The sequence below is a fragment of the Micromonospora sp. WMMD734 genome (assembly GCF_049178975.1).
In the GTDB taxonomy this organism is placed as follows: Bacteria; Actinomycetota; Actinomycetes; order Mycobacteriales; family Micromonosporaceae; genus Micromonospora; species Micromonospora wenchangensis.
Window position 1 is genome coordinate 2723580 of the sequence record NZ_JBMHMK010000001.1, and the last position, 23959, is coordinate 2747538.

Sequence of the window (23959 nt, forward strand, 5' to 3'; positions counted from 1 at the left end):
CTGGGCGGGGGTCGGGCGGCGCGCTCATGCCGCCGCCCCGGCCCGGTGCACGTGCCGGTCGAGCCAGGCGCGGAAGGTGTCGCGGTCCCGGCTGACGGCGTCCCAGGCCCGGTAGAAGTCGTTGTCCCGGACCGAGTAGCCCTGGGCGTAGGAGGGGTGGGCGCCGCCGGGCACCTCGGCCACGGCGGTGACCGCCCAGCCGGGCAGCACGACCTGCCCGGGGACGGGGGTCAACTCGGGCACGACCTCCTCGACGGTGACCAGCGACCGGTGGGCGGCGAGCACCGCCTCCTTCTGCACGCCGGTGATGCCCCACAGCTGCACGTTGCCGGCCCGGTCGGCGCGTTGGGCGTGCACCACTGTCACGTCGGGGCGCAGGGCCGCCACGGCGGTGAGGGTCTCGCCGGTGAACGGGCAGTCGACCGAGCTGACGTTGGCGGTGTGCCGGGGCAGGTCGGTGCCGGTGTAGCCGCGCAGCACGGCGAACGGCAGGCCGGACGCGCCGGCCACGTAGCGGTTGGCCATCCCGGCGTGGCTGTGTTCCTCCAGCTCCAGCGGGCGCGGCCAGGAGTGCTGCACGGCGTCGCGGAACCGGTGCAGCGATCCCACGCCGGGGTTGCCGCCCCAGGAGAAGACCAGCCGGCGGGCGCACCCGGCGCCGATGAGCTGGTCGTAGATGACGTCGGGGGTCATCCGGACCAGGGTCAGCTCCTGCCGCCGCTGGCGGATGATCTCGTGACCGGCGGCGAACGGGATGAGGTGGGTGAAGCCTTCCAGGGCCACCACGTCGCCGTCGTGGACCAGTTCCGCCACGGCCTGCGCGAGCGGGACGAGCGTCGCCATGCGCCTCCCGCCTCACCTCGGACCGGTGTTCGCCATGCGGACCATCGTGCTCATGTCGAACGTACGACGGGTGGCGACATCCGTCAATGTCCGCATCGGGCCCGGCGTCGGGACGACCACCGTCCGGGCAGGACGTTGACGGGAGCCGGGTCGCGTGCCAACGTTCAATGGGAGAACACCCGTTCGCCCAGCGAACGCTGTCGGTGGCCCGCCGCCGGGCCCCGGTGTCGGGTCGGCGTCCAGGAAGGACGGACCGGGATGCGTACCCAGGTCGGCATCGTCGGCGCCGGGCCGGCGGGCCTCATGCTGTCGCACCTGCTGCACCGGCAGGGCGTCTCCTCGGTGGTGCTGGAGAGCCGCAGCCGCGCGCACGTCGAGCACCGGCTGCGCGCCGGGGTGCTCGAACAGGGCTCGGTCGACCTGCTCTGCCGCACCGGCGTCGGCGCGCGGCTGCTCCGCGAGGGGCTGCGGCACGAGGGCATCGAGCTGCGCTTCGCCGGGGAGTCGCACCGGGTGCCGATGACCGAGCTGACCGGGCGGGCGATCACCGTCTACGGGCAGCAGGAGGTGGTCAAGGACCTGATCGCCGCGCGCCTCGCGGCCGGCGGCACGATCCGGTTCGACGCCGAGGTGACCCGGCTGGACGGACTCGACTCCCCCGACCCGGTGGTCCGCTACCGACGCGACGGCCGGGAGGAGGAACTGCGCTGCGACTTCGTGGCCGGCTGCGACGGGTTCCACGGGGTGAGCCGGGGCGCGGTGCCCGACGGGGTGCTGACCAGCTACGAGCGGGCGTACCCGTTCGCCTGGCTGGGGGTGCTCGCCGCCGCCGCGCCGGCCGTGGACGAACTCGTCTACGCCCACCACGAGCGGGGTTTCGCCCTCTACAGCATGCGCTCGCCGCAGGTCTCCCGGCTCTATCTCCAGGTCGCCCCCGACGAGGACCTCGCCGCGTGGCCGGACGAGCGGATCTGGGCGGAGCTGCGGGTCCGGTTGGAGACGGTGCCGGGTTGGTCGCTCACCGAGGGTCCGGTGCTGGAGAAGTCGATCACGCCGATGCGCAGTTTCGTGGTGGAGCCGATGCAGTGGGAGCGGCTGTACCTGGCCGGGGACGCCGTGCACATCGTCCCGCCCACCGGCGCCAAGGGCATGAACCTGGCGCTGGCCGACGTGGCGCTGCTCGGCGAGGCGTTCGCCGCCTGGTACGCCCACGGCCGCACCGACCTGTTGGCCGACTACTCGGCCACCGCGTTGCGCCGGGTCTGGCGGGCGCAGCACTTCTCCTGGTGGATGACCTCGATGCTGCACCGGCTGGCGCACGACGACCCGTACGAGGCGAAGTTGCAGACCGCGACGCTGCGGTACGCCGCCACCTCGCGGGCGTACGCGACGAGTCTGGCCGAGAACTACGTGGGCCTGCCCGAGGTCTGAGCGACGCCACCGCGACGCAGCGTCGTTCAACTTATTCATGACGGGCGTCAGAAATTCTTGACTTTCGATGTCGAGGTGGCTGACCATGGCCACCACAGCGGCGTGCGCCCCCACGCAGCGGTTGGTTCTCCCCGCAGGTCCGAGGCATCCCGCCGACTTCCGACGCACCCCACCACCCCCGCCCAGGAAGGGCCTCGTCAATGAAGAAGGTCATGGCTCTCGGGTTGATCGCCGTCGCCGCGGTCGCCCTCACCGGATGTACCGACTCCGACGCCTCCACCCCGTCCACGCCGACCTCCGGCGACCTCCGCACGGTCCGGGTCGCGGCGCTGCCGATCACCGAGACCGCCGCGCTGTGGGGCGGCATCAAGGCGGGCCTGTTCGCCGAGCACGGGCTCCAGGTCGAGGTGCTGCCCGCCCAGGGTGGCGCGCAGGCCATCCCGGCGCTGATGAACGGCGACATCGACTTCGCCATCGGCCAGCCGTTCGGCCCGTTCCGCGCCGACCTGCAGAACCTCGGCGTCGTCATCATCGGCAACTACGCCTCCTCGTACGCCCAGGGCGACGACATCAACGCCGTGGTGGCCTCGGCGAAGTCCGGTGTCACCCGGCCGGCCGACCTCGCCGGCAAGCGGGTCGCGGTCAACAGCCTGGGCGCGGCCGGCGACGTCACGATCATGGCGGCGGTGGAGAAGGACGGCGGCGACCCCAGGAAGGTCAAGTTCGTCGAGGTGGCCTTCCCGGACGCACCGGCCCAGCTCGCGGCGGGCAACATCGACGCCGCCTGGGTGCCGGAACCCTTCGTCACCCAGCTGAAGGGCCGGGGCGACACGGTCGTCGTGGCGCCCTACCAGGCGGTGGTGCCGGGCCTTGCCACCCTGACCACCATCACCACCACCGCCCGCCTCGACAAGGACGCCAAGCTGGTCGAGGACTTCTCCACGGCGATGAAGAAGACCCTCCAGTGGGCGCAGGACCCGGCCAACGCACCGGCCCTGCGGCAGGCCATCAAGGACAACCTCCAACTGCCGCCGCCGGTGGCGGAGTCGGTCCGGCTGCCGGCGTTCGGCTGGGACGTCGACCGGGCCAGCCTCCAGACCCTCGCCGAACTCGCCGGCAGGTACCGGGTGCTCGACCGGCAACCCGACCTCGACCGGCTCATCCGCCAGCAGTAGCCGACCCGGCGACGCCCCGGCGGCCGGGCCGCCGGGGCGAGGCCGACCCCGCCACCTTCGGAGGTGACCCGCCCGTGCCCACCACCCGACGGCCACCCGCGTTGCGCAGGACGCTGCTGGGCGTCACCGGCCTGGCCGCTTTCCTCGTCGGCTGGCAGGCGATCCCGACGCTGGGCCTGATCGACCCGCAGTACCTGCCGTACGTGACGGACGTGCTGGCCCGGCTCGCCGAACAGCTCGTCGACCTGGCGTTCTGGCGGCGCCTCGGCAGCACCATGACCTCCTGGGCGATCGGGCTGACCGTGGCGACCCTCGCCGCCGTGGCCCTCGGCACCCTCGTCGGCCTGGTGCCGTTCCTGCGCCGTACGACCCACACGATGGTCGAGTTCCTGCGCCCCATCCCGTCGGTCGCGCTCATCCCGCTCGCCGTGCTGATGTTCGGCATCCAGCGGCAGGCCGCCCTGGTCATCATCGTCTACGCGTCGTTCTGGCAGGTGTTCGTGCAGGTGATCTACGGGGTCGCCGACGTCGACGCGGTCGCCCGGGACACCGCGCGCAGCTTCGGTCTGCGCCGCCGCGAGCAGTGGACGCACCTCGTCCTGCCGACCACCCTGCCGTACCTGATGACCGGTCTGCGGCTGGCGGCGGCGGTGGCGCTCATCCTGGCCGTCACCGCCGAGATGGTGATCGGCAACCCCGGCCTCGGCCGCATGATCGAGCTGTCCCGTTCCGGCGGCGACGCGGTCGGCCTGTACGCCCTCGTCGTGGTCACCGGCCTGCTCGGACTGACGGTGAACCTCGTCTTCCGGTTCGTCGAACGGCAGACGCTGTCCTGGCACGAGTCCGTCCGTGGGGAGCGGGCGCGGTGACCGCGTACCCGGGCCGGGTCGTCGCCGCGCCACGCCGCCGCCGGGCCGGCGCGCGGGCCGGGGCGGGCCTGCTGCACGCGCTCGGGCTGCCGATGCTGCTGCTGGTGCTCTGGGGCCTGGCGGCGACCGGGACGACGAACCGGTTCTTCCCCGACCCGGTGACGATCGCCGACGCCTTCGTCGACACCTGGATCGGGCCGGCGTTCACCCAGGACGTGCTGCCCAGCCTCTACCGCCTCGGCCTCGGGGTCGCCGCGTCGGTCGTGCTCGGCGTCGCCGCCGGCACCGTCATCGGCCTGACCCCGTGGCTGCGCGAACTGCTCGAACCGCTGCTGGAGTTCCTCCGGGCCGTCCCGCCGCCGGTGCTGATCCCGGTGGCGATGCTCCTGCTCGGCATCACCGACACCATGAAGGTCGTGGTGATCGTCTCCGGCGCGGTCTGGCCGATCCTGCTCAACACGGTCGAGGGGGTGCGGGGCACCGACAGCGTGCTGACCCAGACCGCGCTGTCGTTCCGGGTCACCCGGTGGGAGCGGCTGTGGTTCCTGGTGCTCCCCGCCGCCAGCCCCCGGATCATGGCCGGGGTCCGGCAGGCCCTCTCGGTCGCGCTCATCCTGATGGTCATCTCCGAGATGTTCGCCTCGTCGGCCGGACTGGGCTACCGGATCGCCTACTTCCAACGCAACTACCTCGTCGCCGAGATGTGGAGCGGCATCCTGCTGCTCGGCGGGGTCGGCGTGCTGCTCGCCGTCGTCTTCGGGGTCGTCGAACGGCGCGTGCTGCGCTGGTACCACGGAATCAGGGAGGTCAACCGTGTCTGACCGGGGCACCCTGCTGCGGGTGGCGCAGCTGCGCAAGGTCTACGAGTCCCGCACCGGGGACGTCGAGGCGATCGGGGACCTCAGCTTCACGATGGACACCGGCGAACTCGTCTGCATCGTCGGACCGTCCGGATGCGGCAAGACCACCCTGCTGAAGTGCCTCGCCGGGCTGCTGCGCCCGACCGGCGGCACCGTCGAGATGCACGGCGCGCCGGTGACCGGCCCCAGCCCCGCCATGGCCGTGGTGTTCCAGGAGTACGGCCGCAGCCTCTACCCGTGGCTGACCGTCCGCGGCAACGTCGAGCTGCCGCTGCGGCACAAGCGGCTGTCCCGCGCGCAGCGGCACACCCTGGTCACCGACGCGCTCGACGCGGTGGGCCTGGCGCACGCCGCCCGCAGCCACCCGTGGCAGCTCTCCGGCGGGATGCAGCAGCGGGTGGCGATCGCGCGGGCCGTCGCGTACCAGCCGGAGGTCCTGATCATGGACGAGCCGTTCGCGGCGGTGGACGCGCAGACCCGGGCCGACCTGGAGGACCTGGTGCGGGAGCTGCACGCCCGACGCGGGATCTCGGTCCTGTTCGTCACCCACGACATCGACGAGTCGGTCTACCTGGGGCAGCGGGTGCTGGTGCTGTCCCACGCGCCGACCCGGGTACGTGAGGACCTGGTGATCGACCTGCCGGCCGAGCGTGACCAGATCACCACCCGGGCCCTGCCCCGGTTCACCGAGCTCCGCACGCACGTCTACGGCGAGATCCAGCGGGCCAGACGCGGGCAGAATGTGGCCCCGCGACCCGCGCCGTGAGTGCGCCGGGCGACGGAGGCGGCGGAGGGGATGACCGTGGGTAGGCGGCAGCCGAAGCAACTGGTGCTCGCGTTCTTCGGCGAACACGTCGTCGACGGCGACACCGGGCCGATCCGGGCCAGTGTCCTGATCACCGTGCTGGAGGGGGCCGGGGTCGCCGCGCCGGCGACCCGGGCCACCCTCGACCGGCTGGTGCGCAGCGGCATCCTGGCCCGGGGCCGCAGTGGTCGGGAGACGTTGTTCTCGCTGACCGAGCACGGGGCGGCGGTGCTGCGCGAGGCGACGTACCGGGTGCGTGGGCCCCGACCGTTCGACCCGCAGGGCAGCGGCTGGACGCTCGTCACCTTCTCGATCCCGGAGGAGCAGCGGACGCTGCGGCACCGGCTGCGCTCCACGCTCACCTGGGAGGGCTTCGCGCCGATCCGCGACGGGCTGTGGCTGGCCCCCGGCGAGGTCGACCTCGCCGGGTCGCTGGAGCCGTTGCGCCAGGATCTCGCCCCGCACCCCGTGGTCGCCTTCCACGCCCGCGAACTCGCCGGCTTCCCGATCGGCGACAGCGTCCGCGCCGCCTGGGACATCGAGGCGATCCGGCGCGAGCACCTGGCGTTCATCGACCGATGGGCCGACCCGGCCGCGACCACGGCGGCGGCCGGCGCGTTGACCCTGCGCACGATGCTGGTGGCGGACTGGCTGGCGCTGCTGCGGGCCGACCCGAGGCTGCCCGCCGAGTTCATGGACGCGCAGTGGCCGGCCGCCCGGTCGGCGCAGACCTACCGCCTGGCGCACCGGGCGCTGGCCGAGGCGTCCACGGCGGAGTTCGCCGCCCTGGTCACCCACCGGCCCACGGTCAGCCGGCGAACCGCGCCCGCAGCTCGGCCTTCCTGACCTTCCCCGAGGCGGTGCGCGGCAACTCGTCCACGATGACCACGTTCCTGGGCAGCTTGTAGCGGGCGATCCTGCCGTCGAGGTGGGCCCGGACGGTGCCGGTGTCCACCGACGCCCCCGCCCGGACGGTCAGCACCGCCCACGGCACCTCCCCCCAGCGGTCGTCCGGCACGCCGATGACGGCCGCCGACACCACCCCGTCGATCTCGCCGAGCAGCAGTTCGACCTCGGCCGGGTAGATGTTCTCGCCGCCCGAGATGATCATGTCCTTGAGTCGGCCGGAGACGTAGAGGTAACCGTCGTCGTCGAGGCGTCCCAGGTCGCCGGAGCGGAACCAGCCGTCGGCGGTGAACGCCTCGGCGGTCGCCTCCGGCAGGCCGTGGTAGCCGGGGAAGACGTTGGGCCCGGCCACCTCGATCTGGCCCACCGCACCGGCGGGCAGCACGGCCCCGCCCGGGTCGGTGATCCGGACGTCGGTGAAGAAGTGCGGCAGGCCGACGCTGCCCTGCTTGGCCCGGGTCATCGCCGGCGGCAGCGCGGTCGCGCCCGGCGACGCCTCGGTCATCCCGTAGCCCTGGGAGAACGACAGGCCACGCGCCTCGTACGCGTCGAGGACGCGGGTCGGCACGGCGGACCCGCCGCAGGTGAGCTTCGTCAACGTGGACAGGTCGGTCGCGGCCCAGTCGGGGTGGTCGGCCAGCAGTTGGTAGGTGGTCGGCACCCCGCTGAGCATGGTGACCCGGTGCCTGGCTATCTGCGCCAGCGCCCGGCCCGGTTCGAAACCCCGCTCGATGACCATCGTGGCCCCCTTGAGGATGACGGGCAGCGCGCCCATCCCCAGCGAGGCGACGTGGAACAGCGGCGAGATCATCAGCGCCACGTCGGTGGAGACGACGTCGTAGTCGACCACACAGTTGAGCGCCACCCAGGTCAGGTTGCCGTGGGTGAGCACCGCGCCCTTGGCCCGGCCGGTGGTGCCCGAGGTGTAGACGATCGCCGCCGGGTCGGTGGGGCCGGGGTCGGCGTGCCCGGCCCGCGCCGGATCGGCGTCGCGGGTGAGCGTCGCCAGGCCCGGCCGGTCCGGGGTGCCCTCGCCGGTGACGACGACGAGTGGGGGCCGGGCGGCCGGCAGGGCGGCGGCCACCGGCACCGCGAAGTCCGGGTCGTGGATCAGCACCCGGGCCGCGCAGTCGGTCAGCACGTGGCCGATCTCGGGGGGTGCGAGCCGGGTGTTGACCGGCACGAACACGGCACCGAGCCGCACCGTCCCGAACATCACCTGGAGGAACTCCGGACTGTTCTCGCCCAGGTAGGCGACGGTGTCGCCGGTGCCGACGCCGAGCTCCGTCAGCACCGCCGCGACCCGGTCCACGGCGTCGGCGAACTGCGCGTAGGTGACGGTCGCGCCCGCACCGTGCACCAGGGCGACCCGGTCCGGGGACCTGAGCCGACGTCGGGTGACCCAGGCGTCGATTCCGTGCTGGTGCATCAGCGGTCTCCCGGTGGTGGAGGTGGGATGATGACCTGGCCGCACGCCCGGGGTCTCAGGCGTGGAAGCGGTACAACCCGCGGGCGACCACCGCCGGCTTGGTGCCGCCCTCGATCTCGATGGTCTGGTCGACGGTGAGCTGGTAGCCGCCCCGGACCTCGGCCACCTCGACGATGGTGGCCCGCATCCGCACCCGCGCGCCGACCACGACCGGCGCGGGGAAGCGCACCCGGTCGAGCCCGTAGTTGACCTTGGTGGTCACGCCCTTGACCTCCAGCAGTTCGGTCCAGAGCGGCACGGCCAGCGACAGGGTGAGGAAGCCGTGGGCGATCGGCGCACCGAACGGGCCGGTCGCCGCCCGTTGCGGGTCGACGTGGATCCACTGGTGGTCGTCGGTGGCGTCGGCGAACAGGTTCACCTGCTCCTGGGTGACCGTCCGGTAGCCGGTGTGCCCCAGGTCCGTGCCGGCGAGGTCGGCAAGCTGGTCGTAGGTGACGGTGGTGGTCATGGCGCTTCCTCTCGTCGTTGCCCGGCGAGGCCCAGCAGCCGGGCCGCGTTGTCCTTGAGGATGCCCGGGAGCACGTCGGGCTTGAGGTCGGTGGCCGCCACGTCGCGCAGCCACCGGTCAGGGGTCAGCAGCGGATAGTCGGTGCCGAACAGCACCCGGTGCCGCAGGACCGAGTTGGCGTGGCGCACCAGCGCGGCCGGGAAGTACTTCGGGCTCCAGCCGGACAGGTCGATCCAGGTGTTGGGTTTGTGGGTGGCCACCGACAGCGCCTCGTCCTGCCAGGGCACCGACGGGTGGGCCATGACGATCTGCAGGTCGGGGAAGTCGGCGGCGACCGGGTCGAGCAGCATCGGGTTGGACAGTCCGAGCCGCAGGCCGTAGCCGCCGGGCAGGCCCGCGCCGATGCCGGTCTGTCCGGTGTGGAAGATCGCCGGGAGGCCGGCGCGTTCGATCAGGGCCCACAGCGGGGCGTACGCCGCGTCGCCGGGGTCGAAGCCCTGCACGGTGGGGTGGAACTTGAACCCGCGTACCCCCTCCTGCTCGATCAGCCGGGCGGCGAGGTCGAGCGCCGCCGCGCCGGTGCGCGGGTCGACCGACCCGAAGGGGATGAGCACGTCGGCGTGCTCGGCGGCGGCGCGGGCGATGGCGGCGCTGGACAGCGGCGGGTGCCGCAGTTGGGTGCCCGCGTCGACGGTGAAGACGACGGCGGCCATCCGCCGCTCGCGGTAGTACCGGGCCACCGCGTCGACGGCGGGCCGGGGCCCGTCGGTGCGGAAGTACTTCGACACGGCCGCCACCAGCGGTTCGGGCAGCGAGGCGTGGCCGTGGTCGTCGACCTCGATGTGCACGTGCATGTCGATCGCGGTGACGGCGTCGAGGTCGATCGCGGACTGGTACATGGGGCGGCCTCCGTCGGGCGGGTCCGGTCCGGCGGGTCGGGCGGTGTCGTGGGTCGGCTGACGCGGGCCGGGTCAGGGGTTGGCCGGCTGGAACTGGGCGGGCAGTTCGGGGAAGCGTTCGCCGACGCTCTGCGTGGCCCCGTCGAACGTCGTCGGCCAGGCCTCCACCAGCGCGTCGTAGGTCCAGCCGCCCTCGCGGTAGGCGGTCAGCGCCGCCTCCGGGTGGGTCCAGATCTGCAGGCGGTCACCGCCCACCCCGATCACCTGGCCGGTCACCTGGGCCGCCGCGTCGGAGGCGAGGAAGGCGACCAGGCCGGCCACGTCGGCGACGGTGCCGAAGCCGAGGTCGTGCCGGAAGAACGCGGGCATCGGCTCGCCGGCTGCCTCGGCGCGTACGGCGGCGGCGAAGTAGGGGACGGTGGCGGTCATCGCGGTCGCGGCGACCGGGACGACGGTGTTGGCGGTGATACCGGCCCGCCTGAGCTCCAGCGCCCAGGTGCGGACCATCCCGACGATGCCCGCCTTGGCCGCCGCGTAGTTGGTCTGGCCGAAGGTGCCCCGCTGCCCGGTGGGCGAGCCGATGCAGATGATCCGGCCGCCCTCGCCGGCCTGCCGCAGGTGCCGCACCGCCTCGCGCACGGTGGTGAAGGTGCCGCGCAGGTGCACGGTGACCACGGTGTCGAAGTCGTCGTCGCTCATCTTCCACAGCACGGTGTCGCGCAGGACACCGGCGTTGGTGACCAGGGCGTCGAGCCGGCCGAACGCGGCGAGGGCGGTGTCGACCAGTTCCTTGGCGGTCTCGGTCGGGCCCACCGGCGCGGTCACCCCGACGGCCCGGCCGCCGGACGCCTCGATCGTGGCCACCGCCTCGGCCGTGACGTCGGCGTCGATGTCGTTGACCACGACGCGGGCGCCCCGCCGCGCCAACTCCCGGGCGTAGGCCAGGCCGAGGCCGCGCCCGGAGCCGGTGACGATGGCGACTTTGCCGTCCAGTGACATGGGCACTCCCTTTCGTCGATGCGATCTGAGCACGAACCATTGAGAATGTCAATTATTTAGGAAGCTTGCTACCATCGTCGCCATGCCCGCCGAACGGACCCGGTCGACCGGCAGCGACCGGCTGCGGGACAGCGCGCTCGCCGGTGACCTGAGCTTCCTGCTCGCCCGCGCCAACGCGCTCGCCCTCGCCGCGGCGAACGCCGCCCTGGCCACCCATGGCCTGAAGGCCCGCTCCTACTCGGTGCTCGCCCTGGCCGCCGACGACGTCCGCCCGACCCAGCGGGAACTCGCCGAGTTCCTGCGGCTCGACCCCAGCCAGGTCGTCGCCCTCGTCGACGGGCTGGAACAGCGGCACCTCGTCGAGCGGCACGCCGACCCCGCCGACCGGCGGGCCAACGTCCTCGTCGCCACCGACGCCGGCCGGGCCCTGTTCGCCCGCGCCCGTGACGCCGTCCGCGCCGTGGGGATCGACTCGCTGTCCGTGGTGCCGGTGCAGGACCAGGCGCGGCTGGCCCGGTTGCTGCGGCTGCTGGCCTTCCCCGACTGAACCCCCGGTTCACCGGGGCGTGCTGCCCAACGCCCGGGACAGCACCCGGCCCGCCGCCTGCACCAGCGGGGCCAACGCCACCGGGTCCGCCCGGTCGTGGGCGACCACCAGCGACAGCGCCGCCACCACCCCCTCCGGGGCCCGCACCGGCGCCGCCACCGACAGGGCGTCCATGGTGACCTGCCGGTCGCTGACCGCGTACCCGACCCGGCGCACCTCGGCCAGGCAGCTGCGCAGCCGCCCCGGATCGGTGACCGTCAACGCGGTGTAGCGCTCCAGCGGCGCGGCCAGCACCCGTTCCTGCACCTCGGCCGGGGCGTGGGCGAGCAGCACCAGCCCGACGCCGGTGGCGTGCAGCGCGAACCGGCCGCCCACCCGGGTGCGCACCGGCACCGCCTGCCGGCCGGCGATCCGTTCGATGAAGACCAGTTCGAGCCCCTGGCGGACGGCGAGCTGCACGTTCTCGTGCGTCACCTCGTACAGGTCCTCCATCACCGGCAGGGCCACCTCACGCAACCCCAGGCCCCGCGGCGCGAGCGAACCCACCTCCCACAGCCGCAGGCCGATCCGGTACCGACCGTCGTCGCCCCGCTCCAACGCGCCCCAGGCGAGCAGTTCCGCCACCCGACGGTGCACGGTGGACAGCGGCAGCCCGGCCCGGCGGGCCAGCTCGCTCAAGGTCAGGGCCGGCCCGTCCGGGGTGAACGCGTCGAGCAGCGCCAGCACCCGACTGGTCACCGTCCGACCCGGTTGCCCACGCATCCCACCATCCTCCCCGCCCGCGCCGGCCGGTCACAGTTCCAGGACGAGCCGGGGGGTACGGGCCCGCGAGACACAGATCAACATGGTGTCCCCGGCGGCGCGGTCCTGCGCGGACAGCAGGCTGTCGCGGTGCTCGGGCACCCCGGCCAGCACCGGCGTCTCGCAGGTGCCGCAGGTCCCCTCCCCGCAGGACGACAGGACCGGCACCCCGGCCTCCTGCACCGCCCGCAGGATCGGCACCCCCGGCGGCACGGTCACCGTCCGCCCGGACAGCGCGAGTTCCACCTCGATCGCCGTCTCCGGGCCGGTTGTGGCGTCCCGGGGGGCGAACCGCTCGACGTGCAGCCGGCCGGGCGGCAGATCCCGGCAGTGCTCCTCCACCGCCCGCACCAGCGCCTCCGGGCCGCAGCAGTAGACCAGGCCGTCGCCGGCACCGGCCAGCAGCCCGGCCAGGTCGAGCAACCCGGTCTCGTCCTGCGGGTACAGGCCGACCCGGTCGCCGTACCTGTCGCGCAGCGCGGCGGCGTACGCCATCGTGGCGCGGGTCCGCCCGCCGTACGCCAGGTGCCAGTCGGCGTCCGCGGCATCGGCGGCGGCGACCATCGTCAGAATCGGGGTGATCCCGACGCCACCGGCGACGAACAGGTACCGGCGGGCCGCGACCAGCGGGAACGTGTTGCGCAGGCCGTGCATCCGGACCGTGCCGCCGACGGCGAGCCGCTCGTGCGCCGCCCGGGAGCCGCCGCGTCCCGCCGCCTCCCGCTGCACCGCGATCCGCAGGACGCTCCGGTCGGCCGGGTCGCCGCAGAGCGAGTACTGCCGCACCAGCCCCGGGCCCAGCTCCAGGTCGACGTGCGCGCCGGGCGCCCAGCCGGGCAGTTCACCGCCGTCCGGGCGGGTCAGGCCGAACTCGACCACCCCGTCCGCGACCGGCTGCCGGGCCACCACCACCAGGTCCGTCCCGGTCACGCCGGCACCGCCCGCCGACCGGTCGGGACGCCCGCCGCCGGGGTGCGGTGGCCCCGCGGGTGCCCGAGCAGCCACTGCCACAACTCGGCCGGTTCCTCGGCGAGCCGCTGCGCGCCACAGTGGCAGGTGCCCCGCAGGGTGTCGGTGCCCGGCACCCAGTGCACCCGGTAGACCCGGCCCCCGCCGGCCCCGGGCGTCACCGGGGCGCTCCCACCGTCCCCGGGGCGACCAGCCGGGCCAGCAGCCGCCGGGCGGCCAACCCGCCGGTGTCGATGTTCATGCTCAGCTCCTGGTACCGCTCCGGTTCGGCCGCGATCACCCGCTCCAGCACGTTCAGCGCCGCGACGTCCTGCATCACCACCGTGTGGTTGCTCTGGTGCAGGTACGCGCTGACCGACTCGTCGTCGACCGCGAAGTCCCTGGCCACCGCCCAGAAGTCGTACGTGCTGTGCGCGGTCGACGGGGTGATGGCGTAGACGATCTCGGCGTGGAAGGCGTCGCTGTCCTCCCCCTGCGCTGGCGGGTAGACGCCCTGCGGGGCGATCCGGCTGTGCAGCAGGTAGAGGCACGGCGGGTGGTACTCGATATCCTGCCAGCGGGTGATCCGGCCCTGGATGCCTGTCGAGCGGGCGTAGAACGGCGGGCACTCGGCGTCGTCCATGTGCCGGCTGACGTGCACCACGCCCCGGTCCTCGTCCACCTCGGTGGTGATCGGGGTGTCCGCCACCTCGGGGGTGCCGATGTAGCCGCCGTGCAGGTAGGTCTCGTGGGACAGGTCCATCAGGTTGTCCACCAGCAGGCCGTAGCGGGCGTCCAGCGGGGCCATGCCACGGACCACCGCGTACCGGGGGTCGGCCAGCCACGGCGCGCGGGGGATCATGGCCGGATCGGCCCGCTCCCGGTCGCCGATCCACACCCAGACGAAGGAGTCCTGCTCCACCACCGGGTACGCCGCGACCCGCGCGGTGCGCGGAATCCGCCGCTGACCGGGGACGAAGACGCAGGCACCGGTGGGGTCGTAGGTGAAGCCGTGGTAGCCGCAGACGACGGTGTCGCCGTCGAGCCGGCTCTGCGACAGCGGGTAGCGCCGGTGCACGCACCTGTCGGCCAGCGCCACCGCCTCCCCCGCGCCGGTGCGGTACAGCACCAGCGGTTCACCGAGCACGGTACGGGCGAGCAGGTCCCGGCCGACCTCGACGCCGTGGGCCGCCACGTACCACTGGTCTCGGGCGAACTCCATCCGGACGACCTCCTAGCCGGCTCACCATCGACAGAGGTGAATCATCGCGCCCGGGGCCGCCACCGGGGAGCAGGCCTTCCGTCGAGTGGAAGCCGGGGTCCGGGCACCGCCGCCGGGACCACGCCGGGTGCCACGCGAGCGGGGTGCCGCGGCTGCGGATCGTGCGGCACGATGGTCAGGTGAACACCCAGGGGTACGCGTTCGACAACGCCAGCGACCAGGCCACCGTCCACCACGACGCGCTGGCCGACCTGCTGGACGGGCCGACCCGGGACGCGCTCACGGAACTCGGCGGGCTGACCGGCCGACGCTGCCTGGAGGTGGCCGCCGGGGCCGGCAGCATCGCGCTCTGGCTGGCCGACCGGGCCGCCGAGGTGGTCGCCACGGACATCGCCCCGCAGCACATCCCGGCGCACCCCCGCCTCGTCGTACGTCGCGAGGACATCGTCACCGACCAACCAGCTGGCACCTTCGACCTGGTGCACGCCCGGCTGGTCCTCGGCCACCTGCCCCGGCGGGAGGAGGCCCTGCGGCGGATGGTCGCCGCGCTGCGGCCCGGTGGCGCGCTGCTCATCGGCGAGTTCGCCCACCCGTCCGCCGACTTCGTCGTCGACGCGCCCGACCCGGCAACCGCCGACCTGCTGATCCGTTACCTGGCCGCGCACGTGGCGACGCTGACCGCCCGGGGCCTCGACACGGGGTGGGCGCAACGGGCCCCCGCCGTCTTCGCCGACGCGGGACTGACCGATGTGCGGTCGGGCACCACGGCGGGCCGCTGGCGTGGCGGCGGCCCGGGCTGCCGGCTGCTGCGGGCCGGCATTCCGCAGCTGCGGGCCGCCCTGCTGAGCCACGGGATGACCGACGCCGACCTCACCGCGACGATGGCCGCCCTCGACGATCCCCGGGTGGTCGTCAACGGCTTCCCCTTCGTGCAGGTCAGCGGTCGCGCCCCGGACCACCCCGGCCCGGCCTGACGCAGCCGGCCCGGGTCACCCGGCCACCGGCCGGGGCGACGGCGGCCGTGGGTGCGCCGGTCAGGCCCGGACCCGACGGGCCGAGCGGGGCGCGGGGCGGACGGGCCGGCCGACCCGGGTGACGTGCAGCAGCCGATGCGGTGCGACGTCGAGCAGCGCACCGAGCGCCGCCCGGGTGGCGGGGACGTCGATGAGCTGGCTCAACGGGTGGGCGGCCAGTCCCGCCGTGTGCAGGGTCAACCAGGCCCGCAGCAGCACCCGCCCGAACGTGACCTGCCCTGGGTGGTCGAGATGGTCCGGGGCGAGCAGCACCAGCACGGTGCCGCCCTGGGCGAGGGGGTCGCCGGCGGCGGCGAGCAGGCGCGGCAGGCCCAGCGGGCGCAGCACCGGGTACCCGGCCAGTGCCGCGCGCAGCCCGACGGCGGCGGGGCGGGACAGGGCGAGGCACCTGTCGGTCAGCCCGTCGGCGTGGTAACCCGGGTGGGTCGGGTCCAGCCGCAGCCAGTGCCGCAGTTCCGCGACGACCGCCGGGTCGGCGTACTGCCGGCGGTCGGCGGTGCGCAGCAGTACGCCGAGCCGGCCGGCGTCCGGTACGGCCCGCACGCTGCCGCCGGCCGGGCCGGCGACCGCGTCCAGGGCGGTACGGGTGTCGGCGTCCACCGCCCCGACGAGGACGCCCCGGTGGGTCCGGCGTTCCCACACGTCGGTGGTGCGGAACGGGGTCGGGTAGCGGTCGGGCGCGGGGCGCAGCAGCCCCACCCAGCTGTGGTGCTCGTCGTGGTCGGCGACGTACTCCAGCCGCAGGCCGGCGTCGGCCGCGACGATCAGGCAGGTCTCCACGAACGCGCCGAGGGACAGCCGTAGGTCCCGACCGGTGGGGTCGCCGACGGGCAGGGTGTGGGCGGGTTCCCAGCCGATCCGGATCGCGTCGGCTTCGTAGCGCAGCCGCCACGGTTGGGTGTTGTGCGCGCTCGGGGCCCGCCAGCACCACGGTTCGAGGGCGCGGAACGCGTCGTGGTCCACTAGCGCTCCCTGGCGTAGAAGGTGTAGCCGTGTAGCGGGCGACCGCCGAGGCGGCGGTACTGGGCGGCCGAGGCGGCGTTGTCCCGTTCGACGTAGGTGCTGCGCAGCGTGGTGTAGCCGCCGGTGTACAGGTTGCGGTGCAGGTGGGCGGAGAGCAGCCGCTGGTAGCCGCGTCCCTGGTGCTGCGGGAGCACCCCCTTGACGATCAGCACCGCCTCCCGACGGTAGCGGCGGCGGGTGGCCAGCAACCGGGCCTGGTTGAGCGGGTGCAGGTCACCCCGGACGGCGATCAGGAACTCGCTGATGTCGGGCACGCAGAGCACGAACGCGACCGGCTCGCCGTCGCGGGTCAGGTAGAGCAGCAGCGACTCGTCCAGCAGGTACGCCAGCCCGTCGGTCTGCCGCCGTAGCTGCGCGGCGGAGATCGGGGTGTAGTAGCCGAGCTGGGCGAAGGAGGCGTTGAGCATCCCGCGCAGCAGGTCGAGCTGCTCGTCGAGGTGGCGTACGTCGCCCCGGTGCAGCGCGATCCGGGCGCCGTCCGGGTCGACGTGCTCTGCCGGGACCGGCTCCGGTGGGGCTGGCACGGGGCAGATCCAGGTGTCGGCCTCGAACCGGCGGACGAACCCGTACGCCTCGTAGGCGGTCGGGTACCACGGCGGGTTCCAGGCGCTGTCGACGAAACCCCGCTCGGCGTGCCCGGAGGTGATCACGCCGCCGGCCTGGTTGGGCAGCAGCGCCACCGGGCCGAACAGCAGGTCCCGGTCGGCGTCGGCGTGCGCGGCGATCGCGTCGAACAGCGGCTGCGCCGCCGGCTCGGTGAACTCGGTGAGTCCGAAGAGCTGGCACCGGCGGCCCAGCTTGGCGTCGAAGTCCGCGTCGGTGTGCAGGGTGGTCCGGCCGACGACCGTGCCGGTGGCGTCGCGCAGCAGGTACAGCGGTACGCCGTCGCGCCACCAGCGGCGGATCTGCTGGCGCGGGATGGGCACGTGCCGGGGTTCACCGGCGTAGAGGCGGTCGCCGAAGGCCAGGAACTGCCGCAGGCCACGCCGGTCGGTGACCCGGGTGAACCGGTGCCGGGCGGAGCTCATCGGCGTACCGCCGGCCCGGTCGTCTCCGCGCCCAGCGGGGTGAAGGTCTCGATGTGCCCCATCTCGGGGTCCTCGGCCCGCCAGGTGCCGTTGGAGTAGCCGTCGGGGCTGGCGGTGTAGAGCCGGATGAAGCCGGCGGTGGCGTTGCGGGTGCCGTCGGTCAGCCAGACCATCAGCCGGCGGTGGTGCCGGGTACGGGCGAAGCGCAGCATCGCGTCGCGGTCGGTGAAGAACGCGATGGTGCCGAGGGTCAGCGGGAACTGCCAGTAGACGGTGTGCCAGCAGTAGCCGTTCATCCGGCGCATGTCGCGCAGCATCCGGAACCAGGAGGGGGCCAGCCGCAGCAGCACCAGCGGGTTGGTGTAGCGGGTGCCGCCGATGAACATCGCGCCGGCGCGGGCCTGCGCGGGGGCGCGGGAGAAGTCACGGGTACGCATGGTCACCTCACCAGGTAGCTGTTCTTGATCTTCTGTTGCCCGGCGAACGGGCCGGTGCCGGGAGCGTGCAGCTCGACCCGCAGGTCACCGGCGGTGGCGTCCTCCACCAGGGACTGGGCGAAGTCGCGGGAGACCGAGGTCAGGTGGCGGCGGACGCCGAGGCGGCACGCGTCGGCGAGCGCGGCGCGTTGCGGGGCGGTCAACGGGCGGCGCAGTTCGAGGTGGATCACCGGTCGGCTCTCCAGCGTCGCGTCCTCGACCAGGGCCAGGCAGAACCGGCTGATCTCGGCGGCGTACGGGTTGCCGACGTAGAGGCCGTACTCGACATCCTGCGGGTAGAGGTTCGCGCCGAGGTAGGAGATGGTGGAGTCGCTGCGGCCGAAGAGCAGCAGCAGCGGCAGGGTCATCCGCTCGGCGGCGAGCGCGGTACGCAGTTCGGCCCGGCGTACCGGGTCGGCGCAGACCAGGTCGACGGCCCGCTGGTATGACACGAGCAGCGCCTCGTCCCCGACGTTGTACCGCAGCCGGGGCTGGAGCACGTCCCCGCCGGTGATCGTGCAGAGCAGTTCCCGTCGCTGGTTGGTCTCCAGGTAGGTGGCGAACGGGTTGTACTGGAACACCATCGGCAGCCGTTGCTCGCCCGCGCCGAGCAGGGCGTCGCGCAGCCCCCTGTCGGTCTGCAACCGCCGGCGCAGCCACACCGTGAACCGGGTCTCCGCGCCGATGCCGATGCTCAGGTCCGACGCCCCGTACGCCGACCGGACGAGGGTGAAGCGTTGCTCCAGGTAGTCGCGCAGCGCCTCGGTCATCGCCTCCCCGCCGCAGCTGGCCGCGACACGGTACCGCGTCCAGGGGAAGCCCTCGGCGTCGAGCCGGTCGCGCAGGTGCTTGAGAAACGGCGGGTAGGCGGTCACCAGGTAGTCGAAGTCGGGACCGAACTCCCGCAGGGTGTCGATGATCTTCCCGAGGTCGGGGCCGGTGTTCTTCACCACCGCGATGCGCGCCATCGCCGCGCCGGTGGTCGTCCCGGTCGCCCAGGCCCCCATCGAGTAGGCGTTGATGACGAACGGTCGGCGCATCGGGAAGACCAGTCCGGTGTAGCCGGTGATGTCGCGGTGCACCGCGTGCAGTTCCCGTTCGCCGCGCGGCCAGTTGAACGGTTGTCCGGCCGAGCCCGCCGACTCGTCGACGATGACCCCCCGGCTGGGCAGCCGGCCGTGCCGGCACCGGGCGGCGACGTCGTGCGCCAGCACGTAGCTGCGCTTGTCGGTTTCGGGGAAGTCGGTGAGCCGGCGGCGCACGCCCGTCGGGTGGGCGCGCAGGAAGTCACGGTAGGCGGGGACCTGCCGGGCGGCCCGCGCGCACACCGCCCGGGCGTGCGCGGCGGCCAGCGCGTCCAGGGCCGGGTGGTGCCGTCGGGCCGTCCAGCGCCAGCCGGCGGGGTGCCGGGCAGCGAGCCGGCCCAGCGCGGCCACCGCGCGGCCGAGGGCCCCCAGGCCGACCTGCCGGCCGTGCGCCACCACGGCCGGCAACGGCGATTCGACGGTACGCAGGGCGACGGGTCGGTGTGGTAGTTCGGCCATGCCGACCACTCTGTCCCGGCTGTCGCGCCGGGTCCTGAGGCCGGATGCGGTGGGTACCTGAGTATTCCTACTCGGTCGGCCGCCCCGGCCCGCTCGTGCCGGGTGTTCCTGGCACGAGCGGGCCGGCCGGGGTCAGCCCCTGGGTCGGCCGAACCAGCGGGTCAGGTGGTCGTCCAGGTCGGTCTGGTCGTCGCCGAGCCAGGCGACGTGGCCGTCGGGGCGCAGCAGGACGCCCGGGGCGTCCAGGGCCGCCGTGGGGTCGGCGAGGTGGTCGACCCGGTCGGCCCAGCCGGCGACGCCGAGCCGGCCGGTGCGGTCCAGCAGCAAACCCCGGCCGTGGCGCAGCCGGTCGTAGAGGCGACCCTGGCGCAGGTCGAGGTCGCGTAGCCGCCGGCCGAGCAGGTCGGGTCCCGGGCCGAGGTCGTAGCGGACGCCGATCGCGGTGATCTTCTCGGTCAGGTGGCGGTTCACCGCGTCGATGGCCATCAGTTCGGTGAGCAGCCGGCGTACGGCCTGCGCGCCCGGTCCTTCGGAGAGCAGTTCGGTCTGGGCGCGGGTGTTGTCCAGCACGTCCGCGGCGACCGGGCGTCGTTCGGCCTGGTAGGTGTCCAGCAGGGCGGCCGGCGCCCAGCCCCGGACCTGGGCGGCCAGTTTCCAGCCGAGGTTGACCGCGTCCTGCACACCGAGGTTGAGCCCCTGCCCGCCGATGGGCGGATGGATGTGCGCCGCGTCGCCGGCCAGCAGCACCCGTCCCACCCGGTAGGCGTCGGCGAGCCGGGTGGCGTCGCCGAAGCGGGACAGCCAGCGTGGGGAGTGCACCCCGAAGTCGGTGCCGGCGACGGCGCGTAACCGCTGCCGGACCTCGTCGATGGTGGGCGGCACGGCCCGGTCGGTGACCCCGGCGGCGGGGACGACGACGCGGCAGCCGCCGTCGCCGAAGGGGGTCAGGCTGAACCGTCTGTCGAGCTTGCCGAGCCCGGCCAGCGTGGCCGCGATCTCCTCGGGCGACACGCCGACCGCCATCTCCCCCATCAGCGTCTCGGTCCGCGCGGGTTCGCCGGGGAAGCCGACGCCGAGCAGCTTGCGCACGGTGCTGCGGCCGCCGTCGCAGCCGACGAGGTGGCGGGCCCGCAGCCGGTGCCCGTCGGCCAGCGTGACGCCCACCCCCGTGTCGTCCTGGTCGAGGCCCACCACCGGCGTGCCGTGGCGGACCTGCGCCCCGAGGCCGGTCGCGTGCTCTTCGAGCAGCCGCACGACGACCGGCTGCGGGATGCCCAGCAGGTAGGGGTGGGCGGTGTCCAGACCGGGGGGCGGGGGCGCGGCGATGGCGGCGAAGAAGCCGGCGGCGGGTCGTCGCCGGCCGTGTTCGTGCAGGCGGTCGAGCAGTCCGCGCATCGCCATCAGTTCGATGGTGCGCACGTGCAGGCCGACGATCCGCACCATCGAGGTGGGCTCGGTCTCCCGTTCCAGGACGAGGACCCGCACGTCGTGCAGCCGTAGTTCGGCGGCGAGCATCGCCCCGGTCGGGCCGCAGCCGACGATGACCACGTCGGCGTCGTGGGGTGGCCGGCCGGCAGGGGGCGGGAACCCTGGTGCGGGCCCGGCCACGGCGGTGGGCGGGGTGGTGGCGAACTGCGACTGGTGCACGGGAAGCGCCTTTCGGGAGAGCCTGGTGGGCGGGCGCTCCCGGGCGACGGTTACGTCGGTCGCCCGACCGCGACGTTCAGGGGGAGCACCCACGTGGGTACGGCGTTCATGGGTCTCACCTCCTCGGGCGGTGTCACGGGCAGCGGCAACCTATCCACCGGCCGGCGGCCTGTCCAGCGTTTTTCCGGCCGTCCGGCCACCGCCGGACCGGATTTCGAATGTTTCGGCGTCCGCCCGGCGCACGGTGGAGGCAGCCACGCGTGGCCCTTCGGGCGCCCCCACGTCCCGGCGTGTCCACCTGCGAGAATCTGACTTCCACCAGCTCAGCACACCCACAGAGGTTTCCGGAACATTTCCGAAAGTTGTTGACAGTGCGGTCGGGCGGTATCGATACTGACCCTTCGATGGGCATACACATTCATCAATTATTGACGTCATGTAGCGAGGAGGTTCCGTGGGCAGCAGCCTGAGGCGACGCAGGATAGTGAGCAGAACAGCCTTACCGGCGGCGGTGTTGCTGCTGGTCGGCGGCGCGGTGGCGGTCCAGTCCGGCACCCCGGCCGCCGCCGCCGAGACCACGCTGCGGGCCGCAGCGGCCAAAGCCGGCCTGTTCTTCGGCACCGCGTCCTCACCGAACCGGCTGTACCCGATCCTTGCCCAGGAATTCGGCCAGCTGACCCCCGAGAACGACATGAAGCCCGACCGGATCGCCACGTCGAGCGGTGGGTTGCAGAACACCAGCGGCGCGGATCAACTGGTCAACCACGCGCAGAGCAACGGCATGCTGGTCCGGGGGCACACCCTGGTGTGGCACTCGCAGGCCGGCGCGCTCCAGGGCGCCAGCCAGGCCACGCTGAACACCTTCATCGGCAACGCCATCAACCGCTGGGGCAGCAAGATCGCCTACTGGGACGTGGTCAACGAGGCGCTGGAGGACAACAACACCGGCCGCCGCCGCAACCAGTGGCCGCACACCATGAACCGGGACGCCAACGGCGACGGCGACTTCTTCGACGCCGGGGACACCGACGTCATCCGGGACTCGTTCATCCGGGCCAAGCAGGTCGTGCAGGCCGGCGGCTACTCCACCAAGCTCTGCATCAACGACTACGACGTCGAGGGGCTGACCGTCCAGGGCGGTGGCCCCAACCGCAAGGCCAACGCGCTGTACGACATCGTGCGGACCTACCGCCAGTACATCGACTGCGTCGGGTTCCAGTCGCACTTCAACGACAACCCGAACAGCATCATCAGCAACGACCTCCAGGCCAACATCCAGCGCTTCGCCGACCTCGGCGTCGAGGTGCACCTGTCCGAGGTCGACATCGACGACGACCTGAGCAACAACGACATCGGCACCGGCCAGGCGGACAACTACCGCAAGGTCGTCCGGGCCTGCCTGAACGTCGCGAAGTGCACCGGCATCACCGTCTGGGGCATCTCCGACAGCGAGTCGTGGCGTTCCTCCGAGCGGGGCCTGCTGTTCACCGGCGGCAACGGCAACTACCAGAAGAAGGCCGCGTACTACGCCGTCCTCGACGAGCTGAACAAGGGCCGGACCACCACCCCGCCGACCACCACGCCGCCGCCGACGACTCCCCCGCCGACCACGCCGCCGCCGACGACCCCACCGCCCACCACGCCGCCGCCCACCACCCCACCGCCGACGACTCCCCCGCCGACCACGCCGCCGCCGACGGGCGGCTGCACGGCCACGGTGTCGTTGAACTCGTGGACCGGCGGCTTCGTCGCCACCGTCCGGGTCACCGCCGGCAGCGCGCCGATCCAGGGCTGGAACGTCCAGCTCACCCTGCCGTCGGGCGCCGCGGTCACCGGCGTGTGGAACGCCAACCGCACCGGCACCAGCGGCAGCATCCAGTTCAGCAACGTCAACTACAACGGCTCGGTCGCCGCCGGCCAGTACACCGAGTTCGGTTTCCAGGGCACCGGGGCCGCAGGCGGCCTGACCCCGGTCTGCACCGCCTCCTGAGCGCCGTCTGTCCGGGACGGGCGCACGCCGTCCGTCCCGGACAGCTCCGAGGGGACCGGCCACGGGGCCGCTCCCCTCCGCCACGGACCGGTCAGCCACGCCCGGCCCGGCGACGGCGCACCGCCACCAGGGCCACCGACAGCAGCACCATCCCCGCGCCGACCCCGGCCGACAGCCACCGGGCCGGCCCCGGCGACGGGTCGACCGTGTCGGCGATCCACTCCCCGAGCACGTCGGTGCGGGCACTGAAGTCGGGGCCCGGATGGGGACATCCCGGCCCGGTGCTGACCACGGCCACCAGGACGGCCGAACCGTCGGGGCGCTCCCGGAAGTACGGGCCGCCGGAGTCGTGCGGACACGGGCTGGTGTCCGCCCGGGGCCGCCGGCCGGAGGTCTCGACGAGGGCGGCACCGACCCGACCGACGGTGAACTCACCGGTCTGGAGCCGGTCCGTCGGCGCGACGGCGTCGGCGGCGGTCAGCCCGTACCCGGTCAGCCGCAGCACCTCACCCGGCACCGGCGGCACGTCGGCGAGCCCCAGCGGCGGCACACCGGTGATCGCGGTGTCGAGTTCGACCAGGGCCACGTCCGCGTCGTCCGCCTGCCGGACCGCGACCACGTCGGCCTGGTAGCCGTCCCGGCCGCCGAGGTCCGTCCGCCCCACCGTGACACTCGTCCGCTCGGCCACCGTCCGGCTGACCCGCCGGCCGTCCGGGGTACGGAAGCAGTGGCCGGCGGTGATCACCCACCGCGGGGCGACCAGCGCGCCGGAACACCAACTGTCCCGGGTGCCGCCGCCGTCCACCGGCAGGCCGGTCATGGTCAGCCGGGCGGTGAACCGGTACGCGCCGTCGGCCGCGTCCTCGCCGTGGGCGATCGCCGACGCCGGGCGGGGCGCGACGGGAGCGACGGCAACCGCCGTGGCCGCCACGGCGACCATGACACACTGTGTGGCGAGTCGGAGCACGGGTTCAC

At 73.5% G+C, this 23959-nt stretch carries 24 protein-coding genes; 9 read left to right on the forward strand and 15 right to left on the reverse strand.

The features are described from left to right. Positions 1-24 precede the first annotated feature (24 nt). A complete protein-coding gene (locus ACN267_RS11585; RefSeq protein ID WP_204961018.1) occupies positions 25-843 on the reverse strand; it encodes a CoA transferase subunit A in 819 nt (272 codons plus the stop codon). Positions 844-1101: 258 nt separating this feature from the next. On the opposite strand from ACN267_RS11585, the gene ACN267_RS11590 reads away from it, so the two are divergent. From ACN267_RS11590 to ACN267_RS11615, 6 genes are all read left to right on the forward strand, one after another. Further along, positions 1102-2274 carry a 4-hydroxybenzoate 3-monooxygenase gene (locus ACN267_RS11590; protein WP_421488617.1) on the forward strand — a complete coding sequence of 391 codons (1173 nt, stop codon included), beginning with the start codon at positions 1102-1104 and terminating at the stop codon, positions 2272-2274. A gap of 212 nt (positions 2275-2486) precedes the next feature. After that, a complete protein-coding gene (locus ACN267_RS11595; protein ID WP_421488618.1) occupies positions 2487-3449 on the forward strand; it encodes an ABC transporter substrate-binding protein in 963 nt (320 codons plus the stop codon). A gap of 74 nt (positions 3450-3523) precedes the next feature. Beyond that, positions 3524-4318, forward strand: coding sequence for an ABC transporter permease (locus ACN267_RS11600; protein ID WP_281898338.1), 795 nt, complete (start codon positions 3524-3526; stop codon positions 4316-4318). Further along, positions 4315-5139: an ABC transporter permease gene (locus ACN267_RS11605; RefSeq protein WP_421488619.1), complete on the forward strand. Its 825-nt coding sequence runs from the start codon at positions 4315-4317 to the stop codon at positions 5137-5139. The genes ACN267_RS11600 and ACN267_RS11605 overlap by 4 nt, the downstream gene beginning before the upstream one ends. Further along, positions 5132-5944, forward strand: a complete 813-nt coding sequence (locus tag ACN267_RS11610) for an ABC transporter ATP-binding protein (RefSeq protein ID WP_421488620.1) — start codon at positions 5132-5134, stop codon at positions 5942-5944. Before ACN267_RS11605 ends, ACN267_RS11610 begins: the two co-directional genes overlap by 8 nt. A 30-nt stretch (positions 5945-5974) precedes the next feature. Further along, positions 5975-6829 carry a PaaX family transcriptional regulator C-terminal domain-containing protein gene (locus ACN267_RS11615; protein WP_281898344.1) on the forward strand — a complete coding sequence of 285 codons (855 nt, stop codon included), beginning with the start codon at positions 5975-5977 and terminating at the stop codon, positions 6827-6829. Here the strand turns inward: ACN267_RS11615 and ACN267_RS11620 are convergent. The 4 genes from ACN267_RS11620 to ACN267_RS11635 all read right to left on the reverse strand — a co-directional run bounded on the left by ACN267_RS11620 (position 6792) and on the right by ACN267_RS11635 (position 10724). Then, the gene (locus ACN267_RS11620; protein WP_204961013.1) at positions 6792-8318 is read right to left on the reverse strand and encodes an acyl-CoA synthetase; all 1527 of its coding nucleotides are present in this window, start codon (positions 8316-8318) and stop codon (positions 6792-6794) included. The genes ACN267_RS11615 and ACN267_RS11620 overlap by 38 nt on opposite strands. 55 nt (positions 8319-8373) lie before the next feature. Next, positions 8374-8826 carry a MaoC family dehydratase gene (locus tag ACN267_RS11625; RefSeq protein ID WP_421488621.1) on the reverse strand — a complete coding sequence of 151 codons (453 nt, stop codon included), beginning with the start codon at positions 8824-8826 and terminating at the stop codon, positions 8374-8376. Further along, positions 8823-9725 (reverse strand): amidohydrolase family protein, encoded by a 903-nt coding sequence (locus ACN267_RS11630; protein WP_204961011.1) that lies wholly within the window; start codon positions 9723-9725, stop codon positions 8823-8825. The genes ACN267_RS11625 and ACN267_RS11630 overlap by 4 nt, the downstream gene beginning before the upstream one ends. Positions 9726-9797: 72 nt before the next feature. Next, the gene (locus tag ACN267_RS11635; RefSeq protein ID WP_204961010.1) at positions 9798-10724 is read right to left on the reverse strand and encodes an SDR family NAD(P)-dependent oxidoreductase; all 927 of its coding nucleotides are present in this window, start codon (positions 10722-10724) and stop codon (positions 9798-9800) included. A gap of 82 nt (positions 10725-10806) precedes the next feature. Here ACN267_RS11635 and ACN267_RS11640 point away from each other — a divergent pair, with 82 nt between their 5' ends. Continuing rightward, positions 10807-11271, forward strand: a complete 465-nt coding sequence (locus ACN267_RS11640) for a MarR family winged helix-turn-helix transcriptional regulator (RefSeq protein ID WP_421488622.1) — start codon at positions 10807-10809, stop codon at positions 11269-11271. Positions 11272-11280: 9 nt separating this feature from the next. On the opposite strand, the gene ACN267_RS11645 is transcribed toward ACN267_RS11640, so the two are convergent. From ACN267_RS11645 to ACN267_RS11660, 4 genes are read right to left on the reverse strand one after another with little or no spacing between them, the layout of a single operon-like run. Next, complete coding sequence (locus ACN267_RS11645; RefSeq protein ID WP_204961008.1) at positions 11281-12033, reverse strand: IclR family transcriptional regulator; 753 nt, start codon at positions 12031-12033, stop codon at positions 11281-11283. Positions 12034-12063: 30 nt separating this feature from the next. Continuing rightward, on the reverse strand, positions 12064-13002 hold the full coding sequence (locus ACN267_RS11650; protein WP_421488623.1) for a PDR/VanB family oxidoreductase: 939 nt from the start codon (positions 13000-13002) through the stop codon (positions 12064-12066). Further along, a complete protein-coding gene (locus ACN267_RS11655) occupies positions 12999-13202 on the reverse strand; it encodes a hypothetical protein (protein WP_204961006.1) in 204 nt (67 codons plus the stop codon). The genes ACN267_RS11650 and ACN267_RS11655 overlap by 4 nt, the downstream gene beginning before the upstream one ends. Continuing rightward, positions 13199-14242 carry a Rieske 2Fe-2S domain-containing protein gene (locus ACN267_RS11660; RefSeq protein WP_421488624.1) on the reverse strand — a complete coding sequence of 348 codons (1044 nt, stop codon included), beginning with the start codon at positions 14240-14242 and terminating at the stop codon, positions 13199-13201. Before ACN267_RS11660 ends, ACN267_RS11655 begins: the two co-directional genes overlap by 4 nt. A 179-nt stretch (positions 14243-14421) precedes the next feature. Here ACN267_RS11660 and ACN267_RS11665 point away from each other — a divergent pair, with 179 nt between their 5' ends. Beyond that, positions 14422-15216 carry a class I SAM-dependent methyltransferase gene (locus ACN267_RS11665; protein WP_421488625.1) on the forward strand — a complete coding sequence of 265 codons (795 nt, stop codon included), beginning with the start codon at positions 14422-14424 and terminating at the stop codon, positions 15214-15216. Between the two features lie 60 nt (positions 15217-15276). Here ACN267_RS11665 and ACN267_RS11670 read toward each other — a convergent pair whose 3' ends face one another. The 5 genes from ACN267_RS11670 to ACN267_RS11690 all read right to left on the reverse strand — a co-directional run bounded on the left by ACN267_RS11670 (position 15277) and on the right by ACN267_RS11690 (position 20955). Beyond that, entirely contained in the window at positions 15277-16239 is a 963-nt protein-coding gene (locus tag ACN267_RS11670) for a nitroreductase (RefSeq protein WP_281898357.1), read from the reverse strand. Next, positions 16239-17327: a GNAT family N-acetyltransferase gene (locus ACN267_RS11675; protein WP_281898359.1), complete on the reverse strand. Its 1089-nt coding sequence runs from the start codon at positions 17325-17327 to the stop codon at positions 16239-16241. Before ACN267_RS11675 ends, ACN267_RS11670 begins: the two co-directional genes overlap by 1 nt. Beyond that, positions 17324-17764 (reverse strand): DUF4188 domain-containing protein, encoded by a 441-nt coding sequence (locus ACN267_RS11680; RefSeq protein ID WP_204961001.1) that lies wholly within the window; start codon positions 17762-17764, stop codon positions 17324-17326. The genes ACN267_RS11675 and ACN267_RS11680 overlap by 4 nt, the downstream gene beginning before the upstream one ends. Before the next feature lie 2 nt (positions 17765-17766). Then, a complete protein-coding gene (locus tag ACN267_RS11685) occupies positions 17767-19347 on the reverse strand; it encodes a phenylacetate--CoA ligase family protein (RefSeq protein ID WP_421488626.1) in 1581 nt (526 codons plus the stop codon). A 132-nt stretch (positions 19348-19479) separates the two neighbouring features. Next, positions 19480-20955: an FAD-dependent monooxygenase gene (locus ACN267_RS11690; protein WP_421490413.1), complete on the reverse strand. Its 1476-nt coding sequence runs from the start codon at positions 20953-20955 to the stop codon at positions 19480-19482. A gap of 523 nt (positions 20956-21478) precedes the next feature. On the opposite strand from ACN267_RS11690, the gene ACN267_RS11695 reads away from it, so the two are divergent. Next, positions 21479-22984 carry an endo-1,4-beta-xylanase gene (locus ACN267_RS11695; protein ID WP_421488627.1) on the forward strand — a complete coding sequence of 502 codons (1506 nt, stop codon included), beginning with the start codon at positions 21479-21481 and terminating at the stop codon, positions 22982-22984. Between the two features lie 91 nt (positions 22985-23075). Here the strand turns inward: ACN267_RS11695 and ACN267_RS11700 are convergent, their stop codons facing one another. Further along, positions 23076-23924 carry a S1 family peptidase gene (locus tag ACN267_RS11700; protein WP_421488628.1) on the reverse strand — a complete coding sequence of 283 codons (849 nt, stop codon included), beginning with the start codon at positions 23922-23924 and terminating at the stop codon, positions 23076-23078. Positions 23925-23959 lie beyond the last annotated feature (35 nt).